Origin of the sequence: Sphingopyxis sp. SE2 (assembly GCF_032227185.1) — a bacterium.
Taxonomy (GTDB): Bacteria; Pseudomonadota; Alphaproteobacteria; order Sphingomonadales; family Sphingomonadaceae; genus Sphingopyxis.
Map to the genome: position 1 here is coordinate 4,013,828 of NZ_JAPMXW010000001.1, position 24,499 is coordinate 4,038,326.

24 protein-coding genes and 1 pseudogene are annotated in these 24,499 nt (G+C 66.8%); 13 read left to right on the forward strand and 12 right to left on the reverse strand.

What is annotated here, in order from left to right:
* Nucleotides 1–76: 76 nt before the first annotated feature.
* The 5 genes from hemH to OVY29_RS19060 form a co-directional block, all read right to left on the reverse strand.
* Nucleotides 77–1,075, reverse strand: coding sequence for a ferrochelatase (gene hemH, locus OVY29_RS19040; RefSeq protein ID WP_037553726.1), 999 nt, complete (start codon nucleotides 1,073–1,075; stop codon nucleotides 77–79).
* Nucleotides 1,072–3,360, reverse strand: coding sequence for a xanthine dehydrogenase family protein molybdopterin-binding subunit (locus OVY29_RS19045; RefSeq protein ID WP_052182015.1), 2,289 nt, complete (start codon nucleotides 3,358–3,360; stop codon nucleotides 1,072–1,074). Before OVY29_RS19045 ends, hemH begins: the two co-directional genes overlap by 4 nt.
* 136 nt (nucleotides 3,361–3,496) lie before the next feature.
* Nucleotides 3,497–4,078: a hypothetical protein gene (locus OVY29_RS19050; RefSeq protein ID WP_235211428.1), complete on the reverse strand. Its 582-nt coding sequence runs from the start codon at nucleotides 4,076–4,078 to the stop codon at nucleotides 3,497–3,499.
* Between the two features lie 14 nt (nucleotides 4,079–4,092).
* Nucleotides 4,093–4,515, reverse strand: a complete 423-nt coding sequence (locus OVY29_RS19055) for a CoA-binding protein (protein ID WP_037553724.1) — start codon at nucleotides 4,513–4,515, stop codon at nucleotides 4,093–4,095.
* Between the two features lies 1 nt (nucleotide 4,516).
* Nucleotides 4,517–5,497 (reverse strand): Mrp/NBP35 family ATP-binding protein, encoded by a 981-nt coding sequence (locus OVY29_RS19060; protein ID WP_037553722.1) that lies wholly within the window; start codon nucleotides 5,495–5,497, stop codon nucleotides 4,517–4,519.
* 91 nt (nucleotides 5,498–5,588) lie between these two features.
* Here OVY29_RS19060 and hflK point away from each other — a divergent pair, with 91 nt between their 5' ends.
* The 4 genes from hflK (at nucleotide 5,589) to OVY29_RS19080 (ending at nucleotide 9,725) form a co-directional block, all read left to right on the forward strand.
* Nucleotides 5,589–6,746, forward strand: a complete 1,158-nt coding sequence (gene hflK, locus OVY29_RS19065; protein WP_081932969.1) for a protease modulator HflK — start codon at nucleotides 5,589–5,591, stop codon at nucleotides 6,744–6,746.
* Complete coding sequence (gene hflC, locus OVY29_RS19070) at nucleotides 6,746–7,597, forward strand: protease modulator HflC (protein WP_037553720.1); 852 nt, start codon at nucleotides 6,746–6,748, stop codon at nucleotides 7,595–7,597. The genes hflK and hflC overlap by 1 nt, the downstream gene beginning before the upstream one ends.
* Nucleotides 7,598–7,737: 140 nt before the next feature.
* Nucleotides 7,738–9,237 (forward strand): trypsin-like peptidase domain-containing protein, encoded by a 1,500-nt coding sequence (locus OVY29_RS19075; RefSeq protein ID WP_037553823.1) that lies wholly within the window; start codon nucleotides 7,738–7,740, stop codon nucleotides 9,235–9,237.
* A 119-nt stretch (nucleotides 9,238–9,356) separates the two neighbouring features.
* Complete coding sequence (locus OVY29_RS19080) at nucleotides 9,357–9,725, forward strand: VOC family protein (RefSeq protein ID WP_037553822.1); 369 nt, start codon at nucleotides 9,357–9,359, stop codon at nucleotides 9,723–9,725.
* A gap of 29 nt (nucleotides 9,726–9,754) precedes the next feature.
* Here OVY29_RS19080 and OVY29_RS19085 read toward each other — a convergent pair whose 3' ends face one another.
* The 6 genes from OVY29_RS19085 to OVY29_RS19110 all read right to left on the reverse strand — a co-directional run bounded on the left by OVY29_RS19085 (nucleotide 9,755) and on the right by OVY29_RS19110 (nucleotide 15,607).
* On the reverse strand, nucleotides 9,755–10,420 hold the full coding sequence (locus tag OVY29_RS19085; RefSeq protein WP_313911932.1) for an inner membrane-spanning protein YciB: 666 nt from the start codon (nucleotides 10,418–10,420) through the stop codon (nucleotides 9,755–9,757).
* A complete protein-coding gene (ftsY, locus tag OVY29_RS19090) occupies nucleotides 10,417–11,343 on the reverse strand; it encodes a signal recognition particle-docking protein FtsY (RefSeq protein ID WP_037553716.1) in 927 nt (308 codons plus the stop codon). The genes OVY29_RS19085 and ftsY overlap by 4 nt, the downstream gene beginning before the upstream one ends.
* Nucleotides 11,340–12,656, reverse strand: a complete 1,317-nt coding sequence (locus OVY29_RS19095) for a MiaB/RimO family radical SAM methylthiotransferase (RefSeq protein WP_313911933.1) — start codon at nucleotides 12,654–12,656, stop codon at nucleotides 11,340–11,342. The genes ftsY and OVY29_RS19095 overlap by 4 nt, the downstream gene beginning before the upstream one ends.
* Entirely contained in the window at nucleotides 12,653–13,459 is an 807-nt protein-coding gene (gene dapF / locus OVY29_RS19100; RefSeq protein ID WP_037554988.1) for a diaminopimelate epimerase, read from the reverse strand. Before dapF ends, OVY29_RS19095 begins: the two co-directional genes overlap by 4 nt.
* 215 nt (nucleotides 13,460–13,674) lie before the next feature.
* The gene (locus OVY29_RS19105; protein WP_313911934.1) at nucleotides 13,675–13,881 is read right to left on the reverse strand and encodes an endonuclease domain-containing protein; all 207 of its coding nucleotides are present in this window, start codon (nucleotides 13,879–13,881) and stop codon (nucleotides 13,675–13,677) included.
* Nucleotides 13,882–13,975: 94 nt separating this feature from the next.
* Entirely contained in the window at nucleotides 13,976–15,607 is a 1,632-nt protein-coding gene (locus OVY29_RS19110) for a putative bifunctional diguanylate cyclase/phosphodiesterase (RefSeq protein WP_037554989.1), read from the reverse strand.
* 376 nt (nucleotides 15,608–15,983) lie between these two features.
* Here OVY29_RS19110 and ffh point away from each other — a divergent pair, with 376 nt between their 5' ends.
* From ffh to OVY29_RS19130, 4 genes and pseudogenes are all read left to right on the forward strand, one after another.
* The gene (ffh, locus tag OVY29_RS19115; protein WP_037554990.1) at nucleotides 15,984–17,441 is read left to right on the forward strand and encodes a signal recognition particle protein; all 1,458 of its coding nucleotides are present in this window, start codon (nucleotides 15,984–15,986) and stop codon (nucleotides 17,439–17,441) included.
* Nucleotides 17,442–17,481: 40 nt separating this feature from the next.
* Nucleotides 17,482–17,940, forward strand: a pseudogene (gene rpsP, locus OVY29_RS19120) (30S ribosomal protein S16); the annotation flags it as partial.
* A 165-nt stretch (nucleotides 17,941–18,105) separates the two neighbouring features.
* A complete protein-coding gene (rimM, locus tag OVY29_RS19125; RefSeq protein ID WP_037554994.1) occupies nucleotides 18,106–18,597 on the forward strand; it encodes a ribosome maturation factor RimM in 492 nt (163 codons plus the stop codon).
* 109 nt (nucleotides 18,598–18,706) lie between these two features.
* On the forward strand, nucleotides 18,707–20,221 hold the full coding sequence (locus OVY29_RS19130; protein WP_037554996.1) for a serine hydrolase domain-containing protein: 1,515 nt from the start codon (nucleotides 18,707–18,709) through the stop codon (nucleotides 20,219–20,221).
* 78 nt (nucleotides 20,222–20,299) lie between these two features.
* On the opposite strand, the gene OVY29_RS19135 is transcribed toward OVY29_RS19130, so the two are convergent.
* Entirely contained in the window at nucleotides 20,300–20,503 is a 204-nt protein-coding gene (locus tag OVY29_RS19135; RefSeq protein WP_052182182.1) for a hypothetical protein, read from the reverse strand.
* A 102-nt stretch (nucleotides 20,504–20,605) separates the two neighbouring features.
* Here OVY29_RS19135 and OVY29_RS19140 point away from each other — a divergent pair, with 102 nt between their 5' ends.
* From OVY29_RS19140 to OVY29_RS19160, 5 genes are all read left to right on the forward strand, one after another.
* On the forward strand, nucleotides 20,606–21,529 hold the full coding sequence (locus tag OVY29_RS19140; RefSeq protein WP_313911935.1) for a LysR substrate-binding domain-containing protein: 924 nt from the start codon (nucleotides 20,606–20,608) through the stop codon (nucleotides 21,527–21,529).
* Nucleotides 21,526–22,263: a tRNA (guanosine(37)-N1)-methyltransferase TrmD gene (gene trmD / locus OVY29_RS19145; protein ID WP_037555045.1), complete on the forward strand. Its 738-nt coding sequence runs from the start codon at nucleotides 21,526–21,528 to the stop codon at nucleotides 22,261–22,263. Before OVY29_RS19140 ends, trmD begins: the two co-directional genes overlap by 4 nt.
* Nucleotides 22,264–22,268: 5 nt before the next feature.
* Entirely contained in the window at nucleotides 22,269–22,646 is a 378-nt protein-coding gene (gene rplS / locus OVY29_RS19150) for a 50S ribosomal protein L19 (protein ID WP_037555002.1), read from the forward strand.
* 98 nt (nucleotides 22,647–22,744) lie between these two features.
* The gene (locus OVY29_RS19155) at nucleotides 22,745–23,353 is read left to right on the forward strand and encodes a DUF1287 domain-containing protein (protein ID WP_081933057.1); all 609 of its coding nucleotides are present in this window, start codon (nucleotides 22,745–22,747) and stop codon (nucleotides 23,351–23,353) included.
* 39 nt (nucleotides 23,354–23,392) lie between these two features.
* Nucleotides 23,393–24,418 carry an aspartate-semialdehyde dehydrogenase gene (locus OVY29_RS19160; protein WP_037555003.1) on the forward strand — a complete coding sequence of 342 codons (1,026 nt, stop codon included), beginning with the start codon at nucleotides 23,393–23,395 and terminating at the stop codon, nucleotides 24,416–24,418.
* Nucleotides 24,419–24,499 lie beyond the last annotated feature (81 nt).

The window sequence follows — 24,499 nt, forward strand, 5'->3', positions numbered from 1 at the left end:
TGCGCAGGGGGTCGCGCCCTTTTGGCGCCGCGCCGGATCAATTTAGCACATGGTCCTAAACAGTTGGTAAGCACGCCTAGGCGAGCCACCCCGCAAGTTCGCGCCGCACCAGCGTTTCGATCATCGTCATGCCCGGCGCGTCGGCGTTGAGGCAGGGCAGATAGGCGAAATTCCCGCCCCCCGCTCCGGCAAATTGCTGTCGGCCTCGAATCGCCAGCTCCTCCAGCGTTTCGAGGCAGTCGGCGGCGAAGCCCGGCGCGAAGACCGTGACGCTCTTGCCCGCCTTGGCCAGTGCTTCGAGCCGGCTGTCGGTCGCGGGTTCGAGCCATTTGGCGCGGCCGAATCGCGACTGGAACGCGACCTCGACCGGGCGCCCGAGCCTTTCGGACAGCAGGCGAGCGGTCTTTTGGCACTGGCAATGATAGGGATCGCCCAGCTGCAAAGTGCGCTCGGGCATGCCGTGGAAGCTCGCGAGCAGCACGTCGGGCGCGAAATCGAGCGCGGCCAGCCCCGACGCCACCGACGCCCCGAGCGCGTCGAGATAGGCGGGATCGTCGTGATAGGGCGGCAGAAAGCGCAGCGTGGGTTGCCACCGCAGCGTCTTCAGATGATCGCCCACCGCATCGACCACGGTCGCGGTCGTCGCGGCGCAATATTGCGGATAGAGCGGCGCGACCAAGATGCGGCGGCATCCCGCCGCGACCAGCGCGTCGATCGCCGGACCGATCGCGGGCTCGCCATAGCGCATCGCATGCGAGACCACCGCCGCTTCGCCCAAGGCGCATTGCAACGCCTCGCCCTGCGCGCGCGTGATCGCGGCGAGCGGCGATCCCTTGTCGGTCCACACCTGCGCATAGGCGTGCGCCGATTTTTTCGGCCGGGTGGTCAGGATGAGGCCGCGCAGGATCGGCTGCCACAGGATCTGCGGGATCTCGACGACGCGGCGGTCGGACAGGAACTGGCCGAGGTAACGCCGCACCGAGCGCGCATCGGGCGCATCGGGGGTGCCGAGGTTGACGAGCAGCACGCCGACAAGCGGCGCCGCGACGGCGGGATGATCGGCCGGGCGGGTCATAGCGGATGCGCCGATAGCGGGATGCGGCGGATGCGCCGCCCGGTCGCGGCGAACATCGCGTTGGCGATCGCGGGGGCGACGACCGGAACGCCGATCTCGCCGAGCCCGCCGGGTTCGCGGTCGCTCTCGACGAGTTCGACCAATATCCGCGGCGTCTGCGACAGACGCGGCAGGCCGAGCTGGCCGAGCTTGCGCGCGGTCGCGAGACCGCCTTCATAATCGGTGGTCGCGCCGACCGCAGCGGCGAGGCCGAAGATCAGCCCGCCCTCGACCTGTTGGCGTGCGATCGCCGGGTTGACGATCCGCCCCGCGTCGACGACCGCGACCAATTGTTCGACCTGAAGGCCCCGGTCGCTCTGCCGCGCGGTCGCCATCAGCGCGATATGGCTGCCGCGCATCGAGTGGCAGGCAAGGCCCTGCGCGCTCCCCGGCAAGCCGCCCTCCCAGCCGCCGATGCTGGTCGCGGTGAGCAGGCAGCGCGCGAGCAGCGGCGCGTCGCCGAGCATCGCCATGCGATAGGAAAGCGCGTCGCTTCCCGCCTGCGCCGCCATTTCGTCGATGAAGCATTCGGTGAAAAAGGCCGTGTAGCTGTCGGCGTTGCCGCGCCAGCGCCCGGTCGGCAGCCCGATGTCGGCGGGGCAATGGTCGACCGCGCGGTGCGGGATCGCATAGCGCGTCATCGCCCCCTCGACCGCGGCGGCGTCGGCGCGGCCGGCGGCGGCGCGTTGCGCCTCGTCGGCGGGGCTATTGTCGAACAGCCGTGCGCGCACCTCGTGATTGGTCGCGGGCACCGCGATACGCGTCACCAGCGCGTCGATCCCGCCCGCGGCGTTGAGTGTCGCGGTAAGCTTGGCCCGCGCGGGCGCGCGCGGGGGCAGGCGCATGATTTCCTCGGCGCGCGACCAGGCGAGCTGAACCGGGCGTTTCACCTGCAACGCGACGATCGCCGCCTGCACCGCGACGCTGTGGTCGAGGCAGGCGTCGAACGACCCGCCCGCCATCATCGGGAATAAGGTGACGTTGGCGGGCGCAAGCCCGGTCGCGCGCGCGACCGCGTCGCGGCACTGGGCGGGCGCCTGCGTCGCGACCCAGAGGCGTAGCCCGTCACGATCGGGCGCGGCGGTCGCGGTGCGCGTTTCTACGGCCGCGTGAAGCGCGGGGGCGACGGCATATTCGGCGGCGATCCCTTTGCGGCCGTCCATCGCCTCGGCGACGTCGCCCTCGCTCGCGATGCGATAGCCATCGTCCTTCAGCGCTGCCTTCAGCGCGGTATCGACACGCGCGGTCGAAATCGGCGTGCCTTCGGTCTCGAACACCGGCGCGAAGCGGTCGAGCGCGTTGTTCGCCGCCCACCAGTTGCGCGCGACGGTCGCGACCCAGCGGTCGTGCGTGACGACATGCAGCAGACCGGGCGACGCCATCCCGCGCTTGCGGTCGATGCCCTTCAGCCGCGTCGCGCCGAGCGGCCCCTGCCGGATCGCGGCAAAGACCATGTCGGGAAGGCGGATGTCGCCGGCATAATTGGCCGACCCGTCGATCTTTGCCGGCAGGTCGAGCCGCGTCAATTCCTTGCCATAGAGCGGGTCGGCGGCGGGTGCGCGATAGACGGGCTCGGCAGGCGGGTCGAGCAGCGCCGCCGCCGCCGCGACCTCGCCGAAACGCAGCCTTTTCTTGCCGTGAAGGACGAAACCGTCCTGTGTGTCGCATTCTTCCCAGTCGGCGTCCCAGCGATCGGCGGCCGCCATCATCAACAGCGCACGCGCCTGCGCCGCCGCCGCGCGGCACGGGCCTTCGAACATGCGGACCGACGAGCTGTTCGCGGTGAGCATCACCGCGTTACGCACCGCCCATTCGCGGCGCGCCCAGCTCCGCACGTCGGACACGAAATCGGGGACACCCGACCGCGGCGTAAAGACCGCGCTATCCTCGTCGACGAGCAGCGTATTGGCATAGAGCGGGCTGATCGGAGCGGTTTCGACCGCGATCGTCCGCCAGTCGGCGCCGAGTTCGTCGGCCATGATCTGCGGCAGCAGCGTTGTGACGCCTTGCCCCATTTCGCATTGCGGGACGATCGCGCTGATATGGCCGTCGTCGCCGATCTTCAGGAAAGCGTTGAAGATATGCTCGTCGGGGGCGGCAGTCAGGTTCGGCTGGTAATCGCGCGGCCACAGGCTCCATGCGATCGCGAGGCCGCCCGCGGCGGTCGCGCCGACGAGTATCTGGCGGCGGCTGACCTGCGGCAGCCGCGATTTGCGCTTTCCAACCGTGTCGCGAATGCCCGCCATCGCCGATGCTGATAAGCGGGGCGAGTCTGAAGGGCAAAGGCTTTTGCCTCGATCGTCGCCCCCGCGAAGGCGGGGGCCGTTATCGGTGTTGCGCGACGCCTCCAGCGGCCCCCGCCTTCGCGGGGGCGACGAGCTATTACCAGCCCCAGGGTGAGGGCGGCGGGGTCACCGGCCGACTATAATCGAAAGTCACGCGAAAATGGCGCCCCTCGCGGTCGAGGCCATAGGTGAAACCATCGGCGGTCGTTTCGATCGACCAGATATTGCTGTTCGACACGCCGCGCCCGGTGCGGGTGAACAGCGCGATCGATTCGGCATCGACGGGGAAGGTCTGGCGCGTCGCGGTGCCGGGGCCGGCGGTGTCGCCGCCATACATGGTCAGCTCGTCCTTGCTGCCGTCGGCGTGGCGATGGTCGTGCTTCAGGCGGAGGCCGGCCGGCGTCCGGGTGACAATCCACGTGCGCGAGCGGTCCCAGCCGCCATCGGGGTCGAGCCCCTCGATATGAAAGGGGATTTCGATCCGGTCTGGCGTGCAATGACGGAGGTGCATCACCATCGCCTTGCCGCGCATGTCCGCGTCGGCTTCCTGATCGCTCGCGAGCTTCCCGGCATAGGCCTTGCCGCACCGCGCTGCGAGCGCATCGAAGAACGCGTCCTGCGGATTTGCGGTGGCGGGCGCCGGCGCTGCGCATCCCGCGAGCCCGGCTGCGGCGGCCAACGATAGCGCAGGCTTCACTTGAGCAGGCCGAGGCGCGGAATCTCGACCTTGGGGCAGCGGTCCATCACGACGACCAGCCCCGCGGCTTCGGCGCGCTTGGCGGCCGCCTCGTTGATCACGCCTATCTGCATCCACACCGCCTTCGCGCCATGGACGATCGCCTCGTCGACCGCGGCGCCGGCGCCTTCGCTGTTGCGAAAGATGTCGACGATCTCGGCCGGCGGCTCGACATTGGCGAGTGTCGCGACGACGGGCGCGCCGTGGATCGTCGACCCGGCGTGGCCGGGATTGACCGCGATCACGTCATGGCCCTGCCGCACCAGAAAGGCGAGGACGCCGTTCGACGGGCGTGCCGGGTTGGGCGAGGCGCCGACCACCGCGATGCGGCGCGGCCGGCCGAGCAGTTCGCGGATTTCGCCTTCGTCGTTGATCGCCATGTCAGCCTCCTTTCTTGCGCGCGTTCAGCCAGTCGGCGACTTTCGCCGCTATCGCGTGGAATGGTTCACCCGCGGGATCGGTTCCCGCCGCCGGCGGGACGCCGCCGTCGCTCGCAAGGCGGATGCCCATCGACAGCGGCACCCGGCCGAGGAAGTCGAGCCCCATCGTCCCCGCCGCGGCTTCGGCGCCGCCGCTGCCGAACGGGTCGCTGACCTCGCCGCAATGCGGGCAGGCGTAACCCGCCATATTCTCGACCAGCCCGATGATCGGCACGTCGGCCTGTTCGAACAGGCTGATCGCGCGCGTCGCGTCCATCAGCGCGAGGTCCTGCGGGGTCGACACGATCACCGCGCCCGCGGGCTTGTGCTTCTGGATCATCGTCAGCTGGACGTCGCCGGTGCCCGGCGGCAGGTCGACGACGAGCGTGTCGATGTCGCCCCAGCTCGCATCGACGAGCTGTTCGAGCGCGCGTCCCGCCATCGGCCCGCGCCACGCGATCGCCTGCCCGGGGGCCGCGATCTGCCCGGTCGACAGCATCGGCACGCCATAGGCGCTTTCGACCGGCGCGAGCTTCGATCCGCGCGCCTCGGGCTTCACGTTTTCGCTGTCCATCAGGCGGGGCTGCGACGGGCCATAGATGTCGGCGTCGACCAGCCCGACCTTGACGCCGAGCCGGCGCAGCGCGACCGCGAGGTTCGCGGCGAGCGTCGATTTGCCGACCCCGCCCTTGCCGCTGCCGACCGCGATGATCGTCATCGCCCTTTTCTCGGCGGTCATCGCGACGCGCACCTCGTTCACACCCGGCTGGTCGAGCAGGCCGGCGCGCAGCTTGTCCTCGAGCGGTTTTCGCGCTTCGGTCGCCAGCCCGGTGACGTCGAGAACCATCGCGAGCGTCCCCTTGTCGTCGAGAAAGCGAAGGCCCGAAGTGCGGCCGCCGGTGAGGTCGGCGGCGATGCTGGCGAGGGGAGCGGTGTCGGTCATGCTCGCGGCAGATAGGCATGCCGAAGCCGATTGCCAGCCATTTTCGCGCGCACCCCCTGTTAATCGCGCCCGCCGCCCCTATAAAAGCAGCATGAGCAACGAAAATGACGCCAGCATGGCCGGCCGCCGTCCGGGGGGATTGCGGCAATTTCTCCAGCAGATCAGCCAGATGGCGAACAGCCCGTGGGGCAATGGCCCCAAAGACGGCGACGATGGCAAAGGTGACGGCAAGCGCCCCGGGCCGCGCAACCCCTGGGTGACCCCCGATCCCGCCGACCAGCGGCGCGGCCCAAAGCCGCGCGGCCCCTCGGCGCTCGACGAGCTGCTGCGCAAGGGACGCGGCGGTTTCGGCGGCGGCGGATCGGGGGGCAGCGGCGGTCAGTTCAATCTGGGCGATTCGGCGAAGTTCTGGAAATGGGCCGTGCTCGCGGTGGTCGTCGCGTGGGTGGTCTTCTCCTCCTTCCACATCGTTCCGCCCGAAAAGGAAGGTGTGGTAACGCGCCTCGGCAGCTATTCGCGCACCGTCGGACCGGGCGTCAAATTTACTTGGCCTGCGCCGATCGAGCGCATCCGGATGGAAGACGTCCGCGCGATCCGCACGATGGCGATCGGTTCGCCCAACGCCACCGACGAGAATTTCGTGCTGACCCGCGACCAGAGCATCGTCGATCTCGCCTATGAGGTCCGCTGGTCGGTGCGCGATCCCGAGCTGTTCTTCTTCCAGCTCGCCGATCCCGAAGGCACGATCCGCGAAGTCGCCGAAAGCGCGATGCGCGCGACGGTCGCCAATTTCGACCTCGTCCAGGCGATCGGCCCGGGCCGCGTCGAAATCGAAGCACAAGTTCAGCAGCGGATGCAGGAACTGCTCGACCAGTATCGCGCGGGCGTGATGATCCAGGGCATCGCGATCCGCCAGGTCGATCCGCCGAGCCAGGTCGACGAGGCGTTCAAGGAGGTCACCGCGGCGCGCCAGGAACGCGAAGCGGCGATCAACCTCGCGCGCGCCTATGAGCAGCAGGTGCTCGAGCGCGCGCGCGGCGACACCTCAGCATTCGACCAGATTTACGCCCAATATCAGCTGGCCCCCGAAGTGACGCGTCAGCGCCTTTATTATGAAACGATGGAGACGGTGTTGTCGAACGTCGACAAGACGATTGTCGAAGCGCGCGGGGTGACGCCCTATTTGCCGCTCAACGAAGTGCAGAAGCGGCTGAAGGCGCCCGACGCCGCCCAGAAGGGAGGCGAATGATGTTCGGCTCGCTGTTCCGGAACCCGATCCGTCTGCTCGTCGTCGCGGTCGCGCTGCTCGTCATCCTGTCGCAGTCGCTGGCGATCGTGCCCGAGGACAAGCAGGCGCTGATCCTGCGCTTCGGCGAGATCGAGCGCACGGTGAACCGCTACAAACCGAACGAGGATTTCGGCCGCTCGGGCGCCGGGCTCGTCCTGCGCGTGCCGTTCACCGACGGCATCCAATATATCGACAAGCGCATCCTTGGCATCAACATGGAGCGCCAGCAGGTGCTGTCGACCGACCAGCAGCGCTTGCAGGTCGACGCGTTCGCGCGCTTCCGCATCACCAATCCGGTGCGCATGTACACCGCGATCCGCACCGAGGATAAATTGCAGACGCAGCTTGCGACGATCCTTGGCTCGTCGTTGCGCAACGAACTCGGCAAGCGCACCTTCGCCACCCTCTTGTCGCCCGAGCGCGGCGCGGTGATGGACAATATCCAGGTCGCGCTCAATCGCGAGGCGCAGAAATATGGCGCCGAGATCATCGATGTGCGCATCAAGCGCGCCGACCTGCCCGAAGGCGCGACGCTCGAAGCGGCGTATAACCGCATGCGCACCGCGCGGCAGCAGGAAGCGATCGCGATCCGCGCCGAAGGGCAGAAGGAAGCGCAGATCATCCGTGGCAGCGCCGACGGCGAAGCCGCGCGCATCTATGCCGCTAGCTTTGGCAAGGACCCCGAATTCTATGATTTCTATCGCGCGATGCAAAGCTATCGGCAGACCTTCCTCGGCGAAAACAATCAAGGTGGGACGTCGATCATCATGTCGCCCGACAATGAATATCTGAAGCGTTTCAGCGGCGGTTGAGGCGCCTGCCGCGGACGGCGGGCGCGATGAATGGAACCTGCAGCGTCCGTTCATGTTCAAACAGCGTTCAGCCGGCCCGCCGCAGACCGCCGCAGCCGGGGTTATTGGATTTTTTGAAGAACGAAGAGGATTTTTCGATCGTGCGTTATGTTTATGGCATCACTTCGGCCTTGCTGGCGGGTGGCACCGCGCTGGCGCTGGTCACTCAGTCGCCCGTCGGCGCGCAGGTTGCGCAGAACGAAAAGAGCGAGATCGCCAAGGCCGTTCCGCGCGCCGGCGCGCCCGAAAGCTTCGCCGACCTCGTCGAGCAGCTGCAGCCCGCGGTGGTCAACATCTCGACCAAGCAGGAGGTGACGCTCGGCGTCCGGCTCAATCCCTTTGCCGGAACGCGCGAGCCGATCACCCAGGAACAGCAGGGCGGCGGCTCGGGTTTCCTGATCTCGGCCGACGGCTATATCGTCACCAACAACCATGTGATTGCCGGCGGCCCGCGCGGTGAGCAGACCGTCGATCAGGTCACCGTGACGCTCACCAACCAGAAGGAATATACGGCGAAGATCATCGGCCGCGACGCCGCGTCGGACCTTGCGCTGCTCAAGATCGATGCGACCGGCATGCCCTTTGTGAAATTCGCCGACGGCAGCCCGGCGCGCGTCGGCGACTGGGTCGTCGCGATCGGCAATCCGCTCGGCCTCGGTTCGACCGTGACCGCGGGGATCATCTCGGCGGTCCAGCGCAACATCGGCCAGGGCGGCGCCTATGACCGCTATATCCAGACCGATACCGCGATCAACCGCGGCAATTCGGGCGGCCCGCTGTTCGACCTGCAGGGCAATGTCGTCGGCATCAACAATATGCTGATCTCGCCCGTCGGCGCGAACATCGGCGTCAACTTCGCGATTCCCGCCGACGCCGCGATCCCGGTGATCAACGCGCTGCGCGCCGGCGAGGCGCCGCAACGCGGCTATCTGGGTATCGGCATCGTACCGGTCAGCGAGGATATGGCGGCGGCGCTCGGCCTGCCCAAGGATCGCGGCGAGATCGTCCAGCGTATCGAGGACGGTCAGCCGGCGGCAAAAGCCGGGCTGAAGCGCGGCGACGTGGTGACCAGGATCAACGGCAAGGAAATCACGCCGCAGCAGACGCTGTCCTATATCGTCGCCAACATCAAACCGGGCACGCGCGTTCCGGTCGAGGTCATCCGCGAAGGCAAGACGCTATCGCTGTCGGCCGTCGTCGGCACGCGCCCGCCCGAAAGCGAACTGACCGGCGAGAATTTCGACCCCGAGGCCGAACAGACGCTGCCCGAGGATCCGACCGGCACCGCCGATCAGGCGATCCAGGATCAGCTCGGCATGGCGGTTCAGCCGCTGACGACCGCCATCGCGCGTTCGATCGGCGTCGAAGCCGACACCAAGGGGCTGGTGATCGCCGCCGTCGGCGGCAACAGCGACGCGGGCCGCAAGGGGCTGCGTCGCGGCGACATCATCCTCAGCGCCAACCGCAGCGCGGTTACGAGCAGCGAGGCGCTTTCGGGCGTCCTCGCGGCGGCGAAGAAGGCGGGCCGTAACGCGGTGCTGCTCGAAATCCTGCGCCGCGGCCAGCCGCCGGCGTTCATCGCGATCCGCATCGCCGAATAGGCCGGGCGCGACCCGAATCGAAAAGGGCGCCGCGGCCTTGGTCGCGGCGCCCTTTTCATTTGCCCGGACGGCCTAATGTTCCTATTATGTTCTAAGGCCAACGAGTCGGGAGATGGATGATGATCGGATATGTGACGCTGGGGACGAACGATCTGGCGCGCGCCGCCGCCTTTTACGATGCGATCGCCGCCGAACTCGAAACGCCGCGGATGATGGAATATGAAACATTCATCGCCTGGGGCAAGCCGGACGGCGGAGCGGGGATCGGCCTCACCAAGCCCTTCGACGGCAATGCCGCGTCGGTCGGCAATGGCGTGATGGTCGCGCTCGCGGCGAAGGATCAGGAGCAGGTCCAGCGCCTCTACGACATCGCGCTGGCAAACGGCGGCACCTGCGAAGGCCCCCCGGGACCGCGCGGCGAAGGTTTCTATGCCGGCTATTTCCGCGATCCCGACGGCAATAAACTGAACGCCTTCATCATGGGTTGAGCGCGCCGGTGCCGCTCCGGGGACGGGCCCTAGCTGTCGGCGGCTTCCTCCGCCACCGCGAGCCCGTTCTTCAGCATCACCGGCACCTGGCTCAGCGTGAAGAGGAAGGAGAGGGCGGTGACGCCCCAGACTTTGATCGTCAGCCACAGGTCGAAGTTCATGCGGCTGGACTGGATCAGCTCGTACATCACATGGTTGGCGATGCCGAGCGCGGCGAAGAACAGCCCCCAGTTGCGCGACAGCAGCAGCCAGCCGCGCTCGGTCAGCCCCTCGAGCGCCGACTGGAGCAGATATTTGAGCATCGGCCGCTTGAACCAGTATCCGCCGAGCAGCAGCACGGCGAAGGCGGCATAGATGATCGTCGGTTTCATCACGATGAAACGCTCGTCGTGGAACCAGATTGTCAGCGCGCCAAAGCCGAGGACGAGAATGCTCGACATCCACAGCATCGGCGAAATCTTGCCGAGCTTCCACCTCGACACCGCCATCGCGATGACGATCGCGACCATGAAGGCGACCGTGCCCTTGATCGCCGCGGTCGTCGCGGCGAAGGCGCCTTCGCCGCCCGACGAAAATTTATAGGCGAGGAAAAAGACGAGCAGCGGCCCGAAGTCGATCACGAAATTGAGCCAGCCATGTTTCGCCGGCGGCGGTGCCGGGACCGTTTCGGGCCCGGTCGGGAGCTGATCGCTCATCGGATATTTCCTGCAATGATGCCCGCGATCTCGTCGGCATCGAACGGGCGAAGGTCGTCGATGGTCTCGCCGATCCCGATCGCGTGGATGGGAAGGCCGTGGCGCTCGGCCGCCGAAACGAGCACGCCGCCGCGCGCGGTGCCGTCGAGCTTGGTCATGACAAGCCCGGTGACCCCCGCGACCTCGCGGAACACGTCGATCTGCGACAGCGCATTCTGCCCCGTCGTCGCGTCGAGCACGAGCACGACGTCGTGCGGCGCCGCGGGGTTCAGGCGGCCAAGCACGCGCTTGATCTTGGCCAGCTCGTCCATCAGCTCGCGCTTGTTCTGGAGCCGTCCGGCGGTGTCGACGATCAGCACGTCGATGCCGGTCGCAGTCGCCTGCTTGACCGCATCGAACACGATGCCCGCGCTGTCGCCGCCCTCGGGTCCTGCCATGATCGGCACGCCGAGCCGCTCGGCCCAGACCTTCAATTGCCCGATAGCCGCGGCGCGGAAGGTGTCGCCCGCGACGAGCATCACGCCATAATCCTGTTCCTGGAACAGGTGCGCGAGCTTGGCGATGGTGGTGGTCTTGCCCGACCCGTTGACCCCGATCACCAATATGACCTGTGGGCGCGGAAAGGCGTCGATGTCGAGCGGTTCGGCGACCGGACGCAGCACAGCGGCGATTTCGTCCGCGACGACCTTGCGCAGTTCCTCGGTACCGTTCGCGGCGATGTCGCGGCGCTCGGCGAGGCGGTCGCGGATGCGCGCGGCCATCGCCGGGCCGAGGTCGGCGGTGATCAGCGCTTCCTCGATGCGGTCGAGGTCGTCCTCGTCGAGCCGCGCCTTGCCGGTCAGCCCGGCGAGATTTTCGCCGAGCCGCTCCGACGTGCGGCGAAATCCGCCGAGCAGCCTTTCGCTCCAGCTTTGGCCGGTCATGCCGCGATATCCTTTGCTTCGATTTGGGTGGCGATCATCCGATCGCCGTCGCGCGCCGTCAGGCGCACGTCGATGATGGTGCCCGGCGCCGCGGGGGCGGCCAGTGTCACAGCGGCGAAATTTTCGGCGTGACCGGTCAGGCCGTCGCGTTCGACGAGCATCGTAGCGGTGCGGCCGGCCTGAGCGTCGAGCCAGCCCTGCCGCCGCCGCGCATTGGCCTCGCGCAGCGTCGCCGCACGTTCGCGTGCGACCGTGCGTCCGACCTGCGGCATCCGCGCGGCGGGCGTACCGGCGCGCTGGCTGTAAGGAAAGATATGGCCGAAAACGATGTCGCAATCGTCGATCAGCGCCAGCGAGTTCACGAACATCGCGTCATCCTCGGTCGGAAAGCCCGCGATCAGGTCGGCGCCGATCGCGATCTCAGGGCGTGCGGCCTTCAATCGTTCGATCAGGCGCACCGCGTCGGCGCGGCGGTGGCGGCGCTTCATCCGCGCCAGCACCATGTCGTCGCCTGCCTGCAACGACAGGTGGACGTGCGGCATCACGCGCTTTTCCTGCGTCAGCAGCGCGAACAGCGCATCGTCGATCCGGTCGGGATCGAGCGACGAGAGGCGCAGCCGCTCGACCGGCAGCACCAGCAGCGCCTCGACCAGCGTCGCAAGGCTGGTGCCGCTATCGTCGCCATAGCTCGCAAGGTCGACCCCGGTCAGGACGATCTCGCGCTGTCCGCGGGTCAGCGCGGTGCGCGCGGCGTCGAGCACCGCTTCGACGCTCGCCGACCGCGCCGTCCCGCGCGCCAGCACGGTCGCGCAAAAGGTGCAGCTATGCGAGCAGCCCGTCTGCACACCGAGGAAAGCGCGGGCGTGATGGGGGCCGGAGAGGGCGGGGGAATAGGGAGGGCGGGGCTTCGACAAGCTCAGCCCGAACGGAGAATCTGAGGTCGCTTTCCCCAACTCCGTTCGCCCTGAGCTTGTCGAAGGGCCGTTCTTTTCCTGTTCGAAGCGATAGCTCTCCGCCAACCCCTTGGCATCGTTGCGCACCACACGCGCGCCCATCGCAGCAAAGGTCTCGCGCTCCAGTTCCGCCGCGCACCCCGTCACCACGACCTCGGCCCCCGGCCGCTCGCGCAAGCTCCGGCGCACCGCCTGCCGCGCCTGCCGCACCGCCTCGTCGGTCACCGCGCAGCTGTTGAAGACGATCGTATCGCGCCGACCTGCGGCCTCGACGGCGGCCCGGATGGCCTCGCCCTCGGCGATATTCAGCCGGCAACCGAAATTGACGACCTTCTGGCGGTCGGCGAGAGCTGCGCTCATCCGAACTGCGCCCAGTCGGTCTCGCCCTCGTACACGCGCGTCGCGGCGCCGCTCATCACGATCGGCTCGCCGGGCGCCCAGCGGATGACGAGGTCGCCGCCGGGCAGCGATACCGTCACCGGCGACTGGACGATCCCGGCGCGGACCGCCGCGACCGCGGTCGCGCACGCGCCGGTGCCGCACGCCTGCGTCAGGCCCACGCCGCGTTCCCAGACGCGAAGTTGCAACTGGTTCTCGCCGTCGAGGCTCGCGACATTGACGTTGACGCGCTCGGGGAACAGCGGATCGGTCTCGATCCGTGGTCCCAGCTCGTCGAGCGCGACGGCGTCGGCCTCGGGCACGAAAAAGACGATGTGCGGATTGCCGACATTGACCGCGGCGCCATGCTCCAGCTCGTCCCACGCGACGGGCATGTCGCGTGTGTCCATCGGCATCGCGAGCGGGATATACTCCCAGTCGAAGACGGGTTCGCCCAATGTGACTTCGGCGCCGCCATCAGCCGGCGTGACGCGCAGCATGCCGCCCAGCGTCTCGATCACCGCGGGTTTGCCGATCAGCGTCGCGACGCAGCGCGTCGCATTGCCGCACGCCTCGACCTCGCCGCCGTCGGCGTTGAAGATCCGCATCTTCACGTCCGCACTCGCCGACGGTTCGAGCAGGATCAACTGGTCGCACCCGATGCCGTGACGGCGGTCGGCGATCGCATGCGCACGCGCCGGTGTCATCTCGACGGCATGCTCGCGCGCGTCGATCACGACGAAGTCGTTGCCGAGGCCGTGCATCTTGGTGAAGCGGTCTGCCATAGGGCGCATTTAGGGGGGCGGGGCAGCGAAGTCTAGCGAGGCGTCCGCGGTTTCCTGATCCTCCCCTCCCTGGAAGGGAGGGGTTGGGGGTGGGTCCCGCCGAGGCACTCGGCGGCCTGCGCGAGCAGATACTCGGCTGCTCCATCTGGATTGGTCATTACATCGGAATTCCATAGCCGGATGACCCGCCAGTTCATGCTTTCCAGATAGGCAGTTCACTTGCCGTCATATTCCTGTTGGTCGAGATGCTGGCTACCATCAAGTTCGATAGCGAGCTTCGCCTCACGGCACGCCAGATCGACGATGTAGGACCCAACGACAAGCTGTCTGGTGAAGGCTGGCCGGTAACCGGAAAGGATGCGCCAGAGTTTTCGTTCTGCTGGCGTGGCGTCTCGCCTTAGCTGTCGAGCACGCTCGGTCATTTCGGGCGGTACACGGTGCATCGCCAAAGGTATAGAGCGGCGAGCTTTGCTCGCCAACCCACCCCCAACCCCTCCCTTGCAGGGAGGGGAGGACTTATGCGCTCTTTCGCAGCGGCGTTCCCTCGCTGGTGTCCGATCCGACCTCCGGCACCATCGGCGCACGCAGCAGGCCGCGCTCGGCGAGCAGGCGGTCGGTGTCGGCGGCCGACGCGGCGCGGCCGAAGTGCCAACCTTGCCCCTTCGAACAACCAAGTCGGGTCAGTTCGATCGCGGTCGCCTCGTCCTCGACGCCCTCGGCGGTGATCGGCATTGCCAGGCTTTCGCCCAGCCGCACGATCGCGACGACGATCGCCTGCGCGTCGGGGCTGCCGCGCATCGCGGCGATGAAGCTGCGGTCGATCTTGATGCGGTCGAACGGCAGCGCGCGCAGGTGCGACAGCGAGCTGTAACCGGTGCCGAAATCGTCGAGGCTGAGCGACACGCCCTGATTTTTGAGGCTGGTGACGATCGAGCGCACCAGCGGCAGATTTTCGAACAGCGAGCTTTCGGTGATCTCGACCTCGAGCTGCGCGGCGGGGAAGCCCGTTTCGACGAGCAGCTTGGTCAGCTTCTGGCTGAACCACGGGTCCTTGAGCTGCTGCGGCGAGATATTGACGGCGAGCATGATCGACGGGTCCCAGCGTTTCGCGATCTCCATCGCATCGCGGATCACCTTCAGCGACAATTCGCCGATCAGCCCGCTTTCCTCGGCGACCGGGATGAAGCGTTCGGGCGGGATCATGCCATATTCGGGCGATTCCCAGCGCATCAGCATCTCGAAGCCGAGCAGCCGCCCGCTCGCGATATCGACCTGCGGTTCGAAATGCGGGACGAACTCGCCGCGCGGCATGCCGTCGCGGATCCCGGTCTCGATCTGGTTACGGACCTGCACTGCCATCTCCATCCCGGTCTCGAACCAGCAAAAGCGGTTCCGCCCTTCGTCCTTGCAATGATACATCGCGATGTCGGCCTGGCGGACCATCGTTTCCATCGTCATGCTCGCATCATTGGCTAGCGCGATGCCGAGCGACGCGCCGATGCGGATCTGCTGCGCGTCGTGCGTGATCATATTGTCGAGCGCCGTCACCAGCTCGGCGGCGAGCGCGTCGATGTCGGCGCGCGCCGCGGGCTCGAAGGCCAGCATCGCGACGAACTCGTCGCCGCCGAGCCGCGCCTTGGTGGCATTGGGCGGCAGGACGGCCGAGATGCGCTCGGCCGCGACCTGCAGCACGCGGTCGCCCGCGGCATGGCCGTGGATGTCGTTGACGGTCTTGAAATGGTCGAGGTCGAGCAGGAAAAGCGCGACGTGGCGTTTCTCGGCGGCGGCGCCCGCGATCATCCGCTGCCCCGCCGCGAGCAGCGCGCGGCGGTTGAGGAAACCCGTCAGCGGATCGGTGTCGGCAAGGTAGCGCGCGCGCCGTTCGGCCTCGGTGCGCTCGACGATTTCGCGGTTGAGATCCTTGTAGCGGCGCCAGCCGAAAAGGATCAGCGCGATGTTGAGCACCAGCGCCGTTGCGAGCGCGCGGTCGGGCCCGCCGCCGATGCCGATCAGCGCGCGAACCGCTGCCTGCATCACATTGCTGCCCGTGCCGACGAACAGCAGGATCGCCGCGACGACGATGCCGCCGGCGATGATGTCGCGTTTGGCGCCCTCGCTGCGGTCGAATGGCTTCGGCGTCGATGTCATATATATGGTCCCACCCTCGCGCGCCTTATCGGCGAAAGCGGTGAAATTTGGGTTAAGTGCGGTCCTCCCTGTCGCGCAGCGATGGGGAGGGGGACCGCCGCCGTAGGCGGTGGTGGAGGGGCGGCGGCGTCACGCCATTGCCCCTCCGTCAGCGGCTGCGCCGCTGCCACCTCCCCATGCCTACGGCACAGGGAGGAGCGTTGCTCTTGCCCTTCCGGCCGCTTTTGTATAGAGGCCTCCACGTCCACGCGCATATTGCGCACGGATTATCGATGTCCGCGACGGAAAGTCTGTCCACGGATAGCCGCTGGTTGGCGAGGTTTCGCTCACCGGCGTCTTTTGCGTTGCGGGCCTCGAAACGAAGGATTTGAGGCGCATGTTCGACAGTCTGAGCAATCGGCTTGGCGATGTTTTCGGAAAGCTCCGCGGCCGCGGCGCGCTGACCGAGGCCGACGTGCGCGCGGCGATGCGCGAAGTGCGAATCGCGCTGCTCGAGGCCGACGTCGCGCTGCCCGTCGTGCGTAGCTTCGTCGATCAGGTCACCGAACTCGCGATCGGCCAGAATGTCCTGCGCTCGGTGACCCCGGGACAGCAGGTGGTCAAGATCGTCAGCGATGCGCTGACCGAAATGCTCGGGTCCGAAACCGCCGAGCTCGATCTGAATGTCGCCCCTCCCGCCGTCATCATGATGGTTGGTCTGCAGGGCTCGGGTAAGACCACCACCACCGCGAAGATCGCGAAGCGGCTCAAGGAAAAAGAGCGCAAGAAGGTGCTGATGGCGTCGCTCGACGTCAACCGCCCGGCGGCGCAGGAGCAGTTGGCGGTTCTCGGCAGCCAGATCGACGTCGCGACGCTTCCGATCGTCGCGGGCCAGCAGCCGGTCGAGATCGCGCAGCGCGCGATGCAGGCCGCGAAGCTTCAGGGCTATGACGTGCTGATGCTCGACACCGCGGGCCGCCTCCACGTCGACCAGCAGCTGATGGACGAAATGCAGGCGGTGTCGCGCACCGCGAACCCCGCCGAAACCCTGCTCGTCGTCGACAGCCTGACGGGTCAGGACGCGGTGCAGGTCGCGCAGCGCTTCACCGATCAGGTGCCGCTCACCGGCGTCGTCTTGACCCGCATGGACGGCGACGCGCGGGGCGGCGCCGCACTGTCGATGCGCGCGGTCACCGGAAAGCCGATCAAGTTCGCGGGCACCGGCGAGAAACTCGACGGGCTCGAACTCTTCCAGCCGTCGCGCATCGCGGGCCGCATCCTCGGCATGGGCGACGTCGTCAGCCTCGTCGAGCGCGCCGCCGAGACGATCCAGGCCGAAGAGGCCGAGGCGATGGCGGCGAAGATGGCCAAGGGCCAGTTCGACCTCAACGACCTGCGCACGCAACTCAACCAGATGCGCCGCATGGGCGGCCTTGGCGCGCTCGCCGGGATGATCCCGGGGATCAAGAAGGCGCAGGCGGCGATGGCCGCGGGCGGCGCCGACGACAAGATGCTCGTCCATTTCGACGCGATCATGGGCTCGATGACCCCGAAGGAGCGCGCGAAGCCCGAACTGATCAATGCGAAGCGCAAGATCCGCATCGCCAACGGGTCGGGCACGACGGTGCAGCAGGTCAACAAGGTGCTGAAGATGCACCAGGAAATGGCCAGCGCGATGAAGAAGATCCGCAAGATGGGCGGGCTCAAGGGCCTCGGCGCGCTGTTCGGGCGCGGCGGCGGCATTCCGGGCATGCCCGGGCTTGGCGGCGGCGGAATGGGCGGCGGCGGGCTGCCCGGCCTCGGTGGCGGCGGTATGCCCCCCGACCTCGCCAACCTGTTGAATAAAAAGAAGTGATTTAACCGAATTTGAAGTTCAGACGTAGAAGGAATTACTCATGGCTACCTCCATTCGCCTCGCACGCGGCGGTTCGAAAAAGCGTCCCTATTACAAGATCGTCGTCGCCGATTCGCGCAGCCCGCGCGACGGTCGCTTCATCGAGCGCATCGGCAGCTACAACCCGCTGCTCGCCAAGGACAGCCCGGAGCGCGTCAAGCTCGACGCCGACCGCGCGAAGCATTGGCTGAGCGTCGGCGCCCAGCCGAGCGACCGCGTCGCCCGCTTCCTCGACGCCGCCGGCATCAAGGAACGCGCCGCGCGCAACAACCCGAACAAGGCGGTCCCGGGCGAAAAGGCCAAGGAACGCGCCGAGGAAAAGGCCCAGAAGCTGGCTGACGCCGAAGAAGCCGCGGCCGCCGCCGCCGCTGCTCCGGTACCGGAACCCGAAGCAGCCGAAGAAGCCGCTCCGGCTGCCGAAGAAGCTGCTGCTCCGGAGGCCGCTGAATCGGATGCGACCGGTTCGGTGAAGAGCGAGGAAACCGCCGAAGCCGTCGCCGACGCTGTGGCGGAGGAAGTCCCGTCCGACGCGACCGCCGAAGATGCGGCTGCGATCGCCGAAGAGGTCGCCGAAGGCGGCCCGGTTGCGCCCGAAGCCGAAGAAAAGGCCGAAGGCTAAACCTTTATGAACGCCGACCGTCCCGTCACCCTCGCCGCCATCGCCGGCGCGCATGGGGTGCGGGGCGAGGTGCGTCTCAAACTGTTCGGCGAAGGCGCGGAAGCTCTCCGCGCCTTTTCCGTTTTCGATGCGGGGGACCGCAAACTCACCCTTAAATCGGTGCGCCCCGCCAATCAGGGCGCGGTCGCGACCTTCGCCGAGGTCAATGATCGCAGCGCCGCCGAAGCCCTGCGCGGCGCCGTGCTCACTGTCCCGCGCTCGGCGCTACCTGCCTTGGCCGAGGGCGAATATTATCACCACGACCTGCTCGGCCTGCCGTGCGTGTCGACCGACGGCGCGGCGATCGGCCATGTCGCCGCGGTCGAGAATTTCGGCGCCGGCGACATTCTCGAAATCGAAAAGCCCGATCGCAAGCGCTTCATGGTTCCGATGACCGCGCAGGCGGTGCCGGCATGGAGCGCCGACGGCGTGACCGTCAACGCGGCGTTCGTCGAGTAACGGACCTCCCCTCCAAAATCCGTTCGCCCTGAGCTTGTCGAAGGGCCGATCTTCCTTTCTATGTTGCAAAGAGCGGTGCTTCGACAGGCTCAGCGCGAACGGAGGTTTTATGCGCGCAAGATTTGCTCTCATGCTGGCGGTGCTGACTATTCCGCTCCCCGCCACCGCGCAGCAATCCTCCCCCCAAACCCTCGACCAACTCGCCCCCGAGATCGACGCGTTGTTCGCGAAATATCAGGCCGAGCAGCATATCCCCGGCCTCGTCTACGGCGTCGTCAAGGACGGCAGGCTCGCCTATGTGAAGGGCATCGGCGTCCAGTCCCTGACCGACAAAAGCCCGGCCACGCCCGACAGCCTGTTCCGCATCGCCTCGATGACCAAGGCGTTCACCGCGCTCGCGATCCTGAAGCTGCGCGACGACGGCAAGCTCCGCCTCGACGACCTCGCCGAAGACCATATCCCCGAAATGAAAGGCTGGGCCTACCCGACGAAAGACAGCCCGCGCATCCGTATCAGCGACCTGCTCCAGCATGTCGCGGGCTTCGTCACCGACGATCCGTGGGGCGACCGGCAGCAGGTGCTGCCGCAGGAAGACTTCACCAGGATGATCGCCGCGGGCGTGCCGTTCAGCCGCGCGCCGCAGAGCCAGCATGAATATTCGAACTTCGGCTATGCGCTGCTCGGCCGCATCGTCGCCAATGCGTCGGGCATGGCCTATGCCGATTATGTCCGGCAGGCGATCCTGACCCCGCTCGGCATGACGGCGAGCGGCTTCGACGTCACCAAGGCGCCGAAGGCGCGTTATGCGCTCGGCTATCGCTGGGAAAACGGCCGCTGGTCGCCCGAGCCCGAAATGGCCGACGGCGCGTTCAATGCGATGGGCGGGCTGCAGGTCAGCGCCAATGATTATGCGAAATGGGTCGCCTTCCTGCTCTCCGCCTGGCCCGCGCGCGACGATGCAGACGCCGGTCCGGTGAAGCGGTCGACGGTGCGCGAGATAGCGCAGGGGCTTAATTTCGTGTCGGTGACCAATCGTATCGGCGCCAGCGGGGCGAGCGCGTGCAAGCAGGCCGCGGCCTATGGCATGGGCTGGCGCGTCGCGCAGGATTGCGACCTCGGGCTCACGCTCGCGCACGGCGGCGGCTATCCCGGTTACGGCAGCCATGTGATGCTGATGCCCGATCATGGCGTGGGCGTCTTCGCGCTGTCGAACCGCACCTATGCGGGCCCCTCGGCGCCCGCGTGGGATACGGCGGTCGCGATGGACAGGGCCGGGCTGCTCGAACCGCGGGTTGTCCCGTTGTCACCCGTAGTGGCGGAAGCCTATGCGGCGGCAAAGGCCGCTTATGCCGCGGGCAATCTCGGCCCGCTGCAAGGCAGGCTCGCGATGAATTTCCTGATGGACCGTTCGGCCGAAAATTGGGCGGCCGAACTTGCGGCGCTCAAGGAAGAGGTCGGCGAATGCCCGGCCGACGAGCCGCTCGCGCCGATGGGCGCGATGTCGACCGCCTTCCGGCTCAACTGCGAAAAGGGCAAGATCGACGGACTGTTGCTACTCGCCCCGACGACGCCGGCGACGGTGCAGGCGCTGCGCTTTCGCGTCGTGCCGCCCGATAAGGAATAATGAAAACGGGACGGGGTCTTTGCAAGGGACGACCCCGTCCCGTTTCGCCCTGGACCTTTTGAGAGGGGAGGCAGGGAGTTATCGCGCGCGGCGGCGCGGGCGGATGCCGCAACGCGCGGCGGCGCGGGTGAAGACGCTGTCTTCGCCGGGCGCGCTCGGCAGGGCGATCCACGCGCCAAGGCGGCGGAACGGGGCCGCGAGCCGGTGGAGGCCGCGGGTGATATCGGCGCTGAAATGATCATGACCGTCATTCCAAACGCGCATGAAATGCTCGTCTTTCATCGCTCATCTCCTTTCGCTTGAGTGCAGCCTAGATGCGCCTTTCCGCACCGCGCCGCCAACAAAAGGCGTGGACCATGGTATAAGTCTGGCTTATATGATCGCATGTCCCGCCTTCCGCCCCTCGCCGCCATACGAACCTTCGAGGCCGCCGGACGTCTGCAGAATTTCTCGCGCGCCGCCGAAGAGCTGGGGCTGACGCAGGCGGCAGTGAGCTATCAGGTCCGCCAATTGGAAGACCGGCTCGGCCGTGCGCTCTTCGTGCGCGAAAAGGGACGCGTGCGCCTCTCCGAGACGGGGCAGCGCCTGCTCCCCGCGATTTCGGGCGCCTTCGCCGCGATGGGCGACGCCTTTGCCGCCTTGGGCAGCGACGAGGCCGAAGTGCTCACAATCAACGCCGCGACCAGCTTCGGCGGCACCTGGCTCAGCGCGCGCATCGGCGGTTTCCAGCTCGCCTATCCCGAACTCGCGGTGCGTATGGCGATGAGCAACGAGCTGGTCGACTTCGACGCCTCGAACGTCGATGTCGCGATCCGCGTCGGCCCGGGAGGGTGGCCGGGGCTGCGCGCCAATTTTCTGATGCGCCAATATCTCGCACCGATGGCCTCGCCCGCCTTTATCGAGGCGCATGACATTCGTGAGCCTGCCGACCTGTTGCGCGTCCAGCGGCTCGCCCCCAACGATAGCTGGTGGGCCGAATGGTTCGCCGCCGCGGGAGTCGACACGCCGCCCGCGCCGTCGCGCCGCGGGATCGAGCTCGACAGCCAGCTGCAGGAAGCGAGCGCGGTGCAGGCGGGTTTCGGCGTCGCGATGATGACCCCGCTCTATTGGCTGGCCGAACTCGCGAGCGGGCGCATGGTCCAGCCTTTCGACACGCTCTATGTCTCGGCGCGATCGGGGATGTGGCTCGTTCATCGCGAGAATCGGGTGGGGGTGCGCAAGATCGAACGCTTCCGCGAATGGCTGCGTGCCGAACTCGACAAGGATCGCCACCTGCTCCCCGAGGCGCTATGGCAGCCGCCGTCATGAGTTTCACCGCCGTCCCCCTGACCCTCTATCCCGATATATTCCCCGGCCCGCTCGGGCACAGCATGGCGGGGCGCGCGCTCGAAAGCGGGACGTGGCATTGCGCGCCGGTGCAGATTCGCGACTTTGCGACCGACAGGCACCGCACCGTCGACGACACGCCCGCGGGCGGCGGCGCCGGCATGGTGCTCAAGGCCGATGTGCTCGCCGCCGCGATCGACCATGCGATAGAGGCACATCCGGGGCTGCCGGTCCTCGCGATGACCCCGCGCGGAACCCCGATCACACAGGCGCGCGTGCGCCAGCTTGCGGCGGGGCCCGGCGCGATCATCCTCTGCGGCCGCTTCGAGGGATTCGACGAACGCATCTTCGATGCAAGGCCGATCGAAGAAGTGTCGATGGGCGACATCATATTGTCGGGCGGCGAGATGGGGGCGCTGCTGCTGCTAGACGCTTGCATTCGGCTGCTTCCCGGCGTAATGGGCGCGGCTTCAAGCGGGGACGACGAATCGTTCGAAAACGGTTTGCTCGAATATCCGCACTATACCCGGCCCGTTACTTGGGAAGGGCGCACGATCCCCGAAGTGCTGCGATCGGGGGATCATGCGAAGATCGCGGCCTGGCGGAAACGACAGGCGGAAGATCATACACGGTTACGCAGGCCGGACCTTTGGGAGCGCCATGAGGGCGCTCGGGACCGACCTGCCTCTGGCGCGCGGCGAAAAGAAAAGGACTAGAGGACATGAACCTCATCCAGACGATCGAAGCCGAAGAAATTGCCAAGGCCGGCAAGACCATTCCGACCTTCCGTCCCGGCGACACGCTGAAAGTCGGCGTGAAGGTGGTCGAAGGTGAACGCACCCGCGTCCAGAATTTCGAAGGCGTGTGCATCGCGCGCTCGAACAAGGGCATGGGCTCCAACTTCACCGTGCGCAAAATGTCGTTCGGCGAAGGTGTCGAGCGCGTGTTCCCGCTCTACTCGCCCAACATCGATTCGATTACCGTTGTCCGTAAGGGCGCTGTCCGTCGTGCGAAGCTTTACTATCTGCGTGGGCGCACTGGTAAATCGGCACGTATTGCGGAGCGCCGCGATTACCGGTCGGAAGCCGGCGAAGGCTAAGGAGAGCTTCTCTCACCCAAAGCCGAAACAGCTTTCAAAAACGACCGGTTCCGCCAACAGGCAGAGCCGGTCGTTTTCTTTTGGGCAAAGCGAATCTGATGCGAGCACCCTCATCCTTCCAGCCGACACGGCGCGCCTTTCTCGGCGCGGTGCTCGCATTCGGCGTGTCGGGCGAAGCGATGGCGCTCACCCATGCGCAGCGGGTGGTGCGTGCGGCGCGGCGGCAGGTCGGGGTCACGCTGGCCTATGACCCCGCCTACAGCGTGCTGCGCTTTCCCAACGGCGACGTCGACCGCGCCAAGGGCGTCTGCACCGACGTCGTGATCCGCGCGTTCCGCGATGCGCTCGGCGTCGACCTGCAGGCCCTTGTAAACGCCGACATGAAGGCCAATTTTGGGGCCTACCCGAAAAACTGGGGCCTCGGACGCCCCGATCGCAACATCGATCACCGCCGCGTTCCCAATCTCGCCACCTATTGGCGGCGGCAAGGGGCGGCGCTCCCGGTCACCGACGATCCCGCCGATTGGCGGCCGGGCGATATCTTCACCCAGATGGTCGGCGGGCGGATGCCGCACACCGGCATCGTGTCCGACCGCAAGGATACCACCGGCGTGCCGCTCGTCCTCCACAATATCGGCGGCGGCACGCGCGAGGAGGACGCGCTGTTCGACCACCCGCTGACCGGCCATTTCCGCTGGAAAGTCTGATTAAGGTTTCAACCGAGTTTTGCACCGAGGAGTGAATAAATGGGTTATCGTATCGTAGTCGCCGGAGCCACGGGCAATGTCGGGCGCGAAGTGCTCGCCATTCTCGCCGAGCGCGAATTTCCCTACGACGAACTGGCGGCGGTCGCATCGTCGCGCAGCCAGGGCGACGAGATCGAAATCGGCGATACGGGCAAGACCGTCAAATGCCAGAATATCGAGAATTTCGACTGGTCGGGCTGGGACATGGCGATTTTCGCGATCGGCAGCGACGCGACCGCGATCCACGCGCCGAAAGCCGCCGCCGCGGGCTGCGTCGTGATCGACAACAGCTCGCTCTATCGCATGGACCCCGACGTGCCGCTGATCGTGCCCGAGGTGAACCCCGAGGCGATCGACGGCTACACCGCGAAGAACATCATCGCGAACCCCAATTGCTCGACCGCGCAGATGGTCGTCGCGCTGAAGCCGCTCCATGACGCCGCGAAGATCAAGCGCGTCGTCGTCTCGACCTACCAGTCGGTGTCGGGCGCGGGCAAGGCGGGCATGGACGAGCTGTGGAACCAGACGCGCCAGATCTTCGTGGGCGACGAGAAGGATATCAGCAAATTCACCAAGCAGATCGCCTTCAACGTCATCCCGCACATCGACAAATTCCTCGACGACGGCTCTACCAAGGAGGAATGGAAGATGGTCGTCGAGACCAAGAAGATCCTCGATCCCAAGGTCAAGGTCACCGCGACCTGCGTCCGCGTCCCCGTCTTCGTCGGCCATTCGGAAGCGATCAACATCGAGACCGAGGAGGAACTGTCGGCCGAGGACGCGCAGCGTATCCTGCGCGAAGCGCCGGGCGTCGTGCTCCATGACAAGCGCGAGGACGGCGGCTACACCACCCCCGTCGAATGCGTCGGCGATTTCGCGACTTTCGTGTCGCGCGTCCGCGAAGATCCGACGGTCGAAAACGGCCTCAACCTCTGGTGCGTCAGCGACAATCTCCGGAAGGGCGCCGCGCTCAACGCAGTGCAGATCGCCGAACTGCTCGGCCGCCGGCACCTCAAGAAGGGCTGAGGCTCACATCCTCCCTGTCGCGAAGCGATGGGGAGGGGACCATGCGAAGCATGGTGGAGGGGCCGCGACGGCGCGTTAAAG

What these genes read in the sequence shown, in the direction of transcription:
- OVY29_RS19080 (WP_037553822.1), top strand. Translation starts at nt 9,357, where the DNA reads ATGATCGGATATGTGACGCTGGGGACGAACGATCTGGCGCGCGCCGCC.
- ftsY (WP_037553716.1), bottom strand. Translation starts at nt 11,343, where the DNA reads ATGACCGGCCAAAGCTGGAGCGAAAGGCTGCTCGGCGGATTTCGCCGC.
- OVY29_RS19140 (WP_313911935.1), top strand. Translation starts at nt 20,606, where the DNA reads ATGTCCCGCCTTCCGCCCCTCGCCGCCATACGAACCTTCGAGGCCGCC.
- hflC (WP_037553720.1), top strand. Translation starts at nt 6,746, where the DNA reads ATGTTCGGCTCGCTGTTCCGGAACCCGATCCGTCTGCTCGTCGTCGCG.
- OVY29_RS19130 (WP_037554996.1), top strand. Translation starts at nt 18,707, where the DNA reads ATGCGCGCAAGATTTGCTCTCATGCTGGCGGTGCTGACTATTCCGCTC.
- trmD (WP_037555045.1), top strand. Translation starts at nt 21,526, where the DNA reads ATGAGTTTCACCGCCGTCCCCCTGACCCTCTATCCCGATATATTCCCC.
- OVY29_RS19110 (WP_037554989.1), bottom strand. Translation starts at nt 15,607, where the DNA reads ATGACATCGACGCCGAAGCCATTCGACCGCAGCGAGGGCGCCAAACGC.
- OVY29_RS19105 (WP_313911934.1), bottom strand. Translation starts at nt 13,881, where the DNA reads ATGACCGAGCGTGCTCGACAGCTAAGGCGAGACGCCACGCCAGCAGAA.
- rplS (WP_037555002.1), top strand. Translation starts at nt 22,269, where the DNA reads ATGAACCTCATCCAGACGATCGAAGCCGAAGAAATTGCCAAGGCCGGC.
- OVY29_RS19045 (WP_052182015.1), bottom strand. Translation starts at nt 3,360, where the DNA reads ATGGCGGGCATTCGCGACACGGTTGGAAAGCGCAAATCGCGGCTGCCG.
- OVY29_RS19155 (WP_081933057.1), top strand. Translation starts at nt 22,745, where the DNA reads ATGCGAGCACCCTCATCCTTCCAGCCGACACGGCGCGCCTTTCTCGGC.
- OVY29_RS19085 (WP_313911932.1), bottom strand. Translation starts at nt 10,420, where the DNA reads ATGAGCGATCAGCTCCCGACCGGGCCCGAAACGGTCCCGGCACCGCCG.
- OVY29_RS19160 (WP_037555003.1), top strand. Translation starts at nt 23,393, where the DNA reads ATGGGTTATCGTATCGTAGTCGCCGGAGCCACGGGCAATGTCGGGCGC.
- dapF (WP_037554988.1), bottom strand. Translation starts at nt 13,459, where the DNA reads ATGGCAGACCGCTTCACCAAGATGCACGGCCTCGGCAACGACTTCGTC.
- hemH (WP_037553726.1), bottom strand. Translation starts at nt 1,075, where the DNA reads ATGACCCGCCCGGCCGATCATCCCGCCGTCGCGGCGCCGCTTGTCGGC.
- hflK (WP_081932969.1), top strand. Translation starts at nt 5,589, where the DNA reads ATGAGCAACGAAAATGACGCCAGCATGGCCGGCCGCCGTCCGGGGGGA.
- OVY29_RS19095 (WP_313911933.1), bottom strand. Translation starts at nt 12,656, where the DNA reads ATGAGCGCAGCTCTCGCCGACCGCCAGAAGGTCGTCAATTTCGGTTGC.
- OVY29_RS19060 (WP_037553722.1), bottom strand. Translation starts at nt 5,497, where the DNA reads ATGACCGACACCGCTCCCCTCGCCAGCATCGCCGCCGACCTCACCGGC.
- ffh (WP_037554990.1), top strand. Translation starts at nt 15,984, where the DNA reads ATGTTCGACAGTCTGAGCAATCGGCTTGGCGATGTTTTCGGAAAGCTC.
- OVY29_RS19055 (WP_037553724.1), bottom strand. Translation starts at nt 4,515, where the DNA reads ATGGCGATCAACGACGAAGGCGAAATCCGCGAACTGCTCGGCCGGCCG.
- rimM (WP_037554994.1), top strand. Translation starts at nt 18,106, where the DNA reads ATGAACGCCGACCGTCCCGTCACCCTCGCCGCCATCGCCGGCGCGCAT.
- OVY29_RS19135 (WP_052182182.1), bottom strand. Translation starts at nt 20,503, where the DNA reads ATGAAAGACGAGCATTTCATGCGCGTTTGGAATGACGGTCATGATCAT.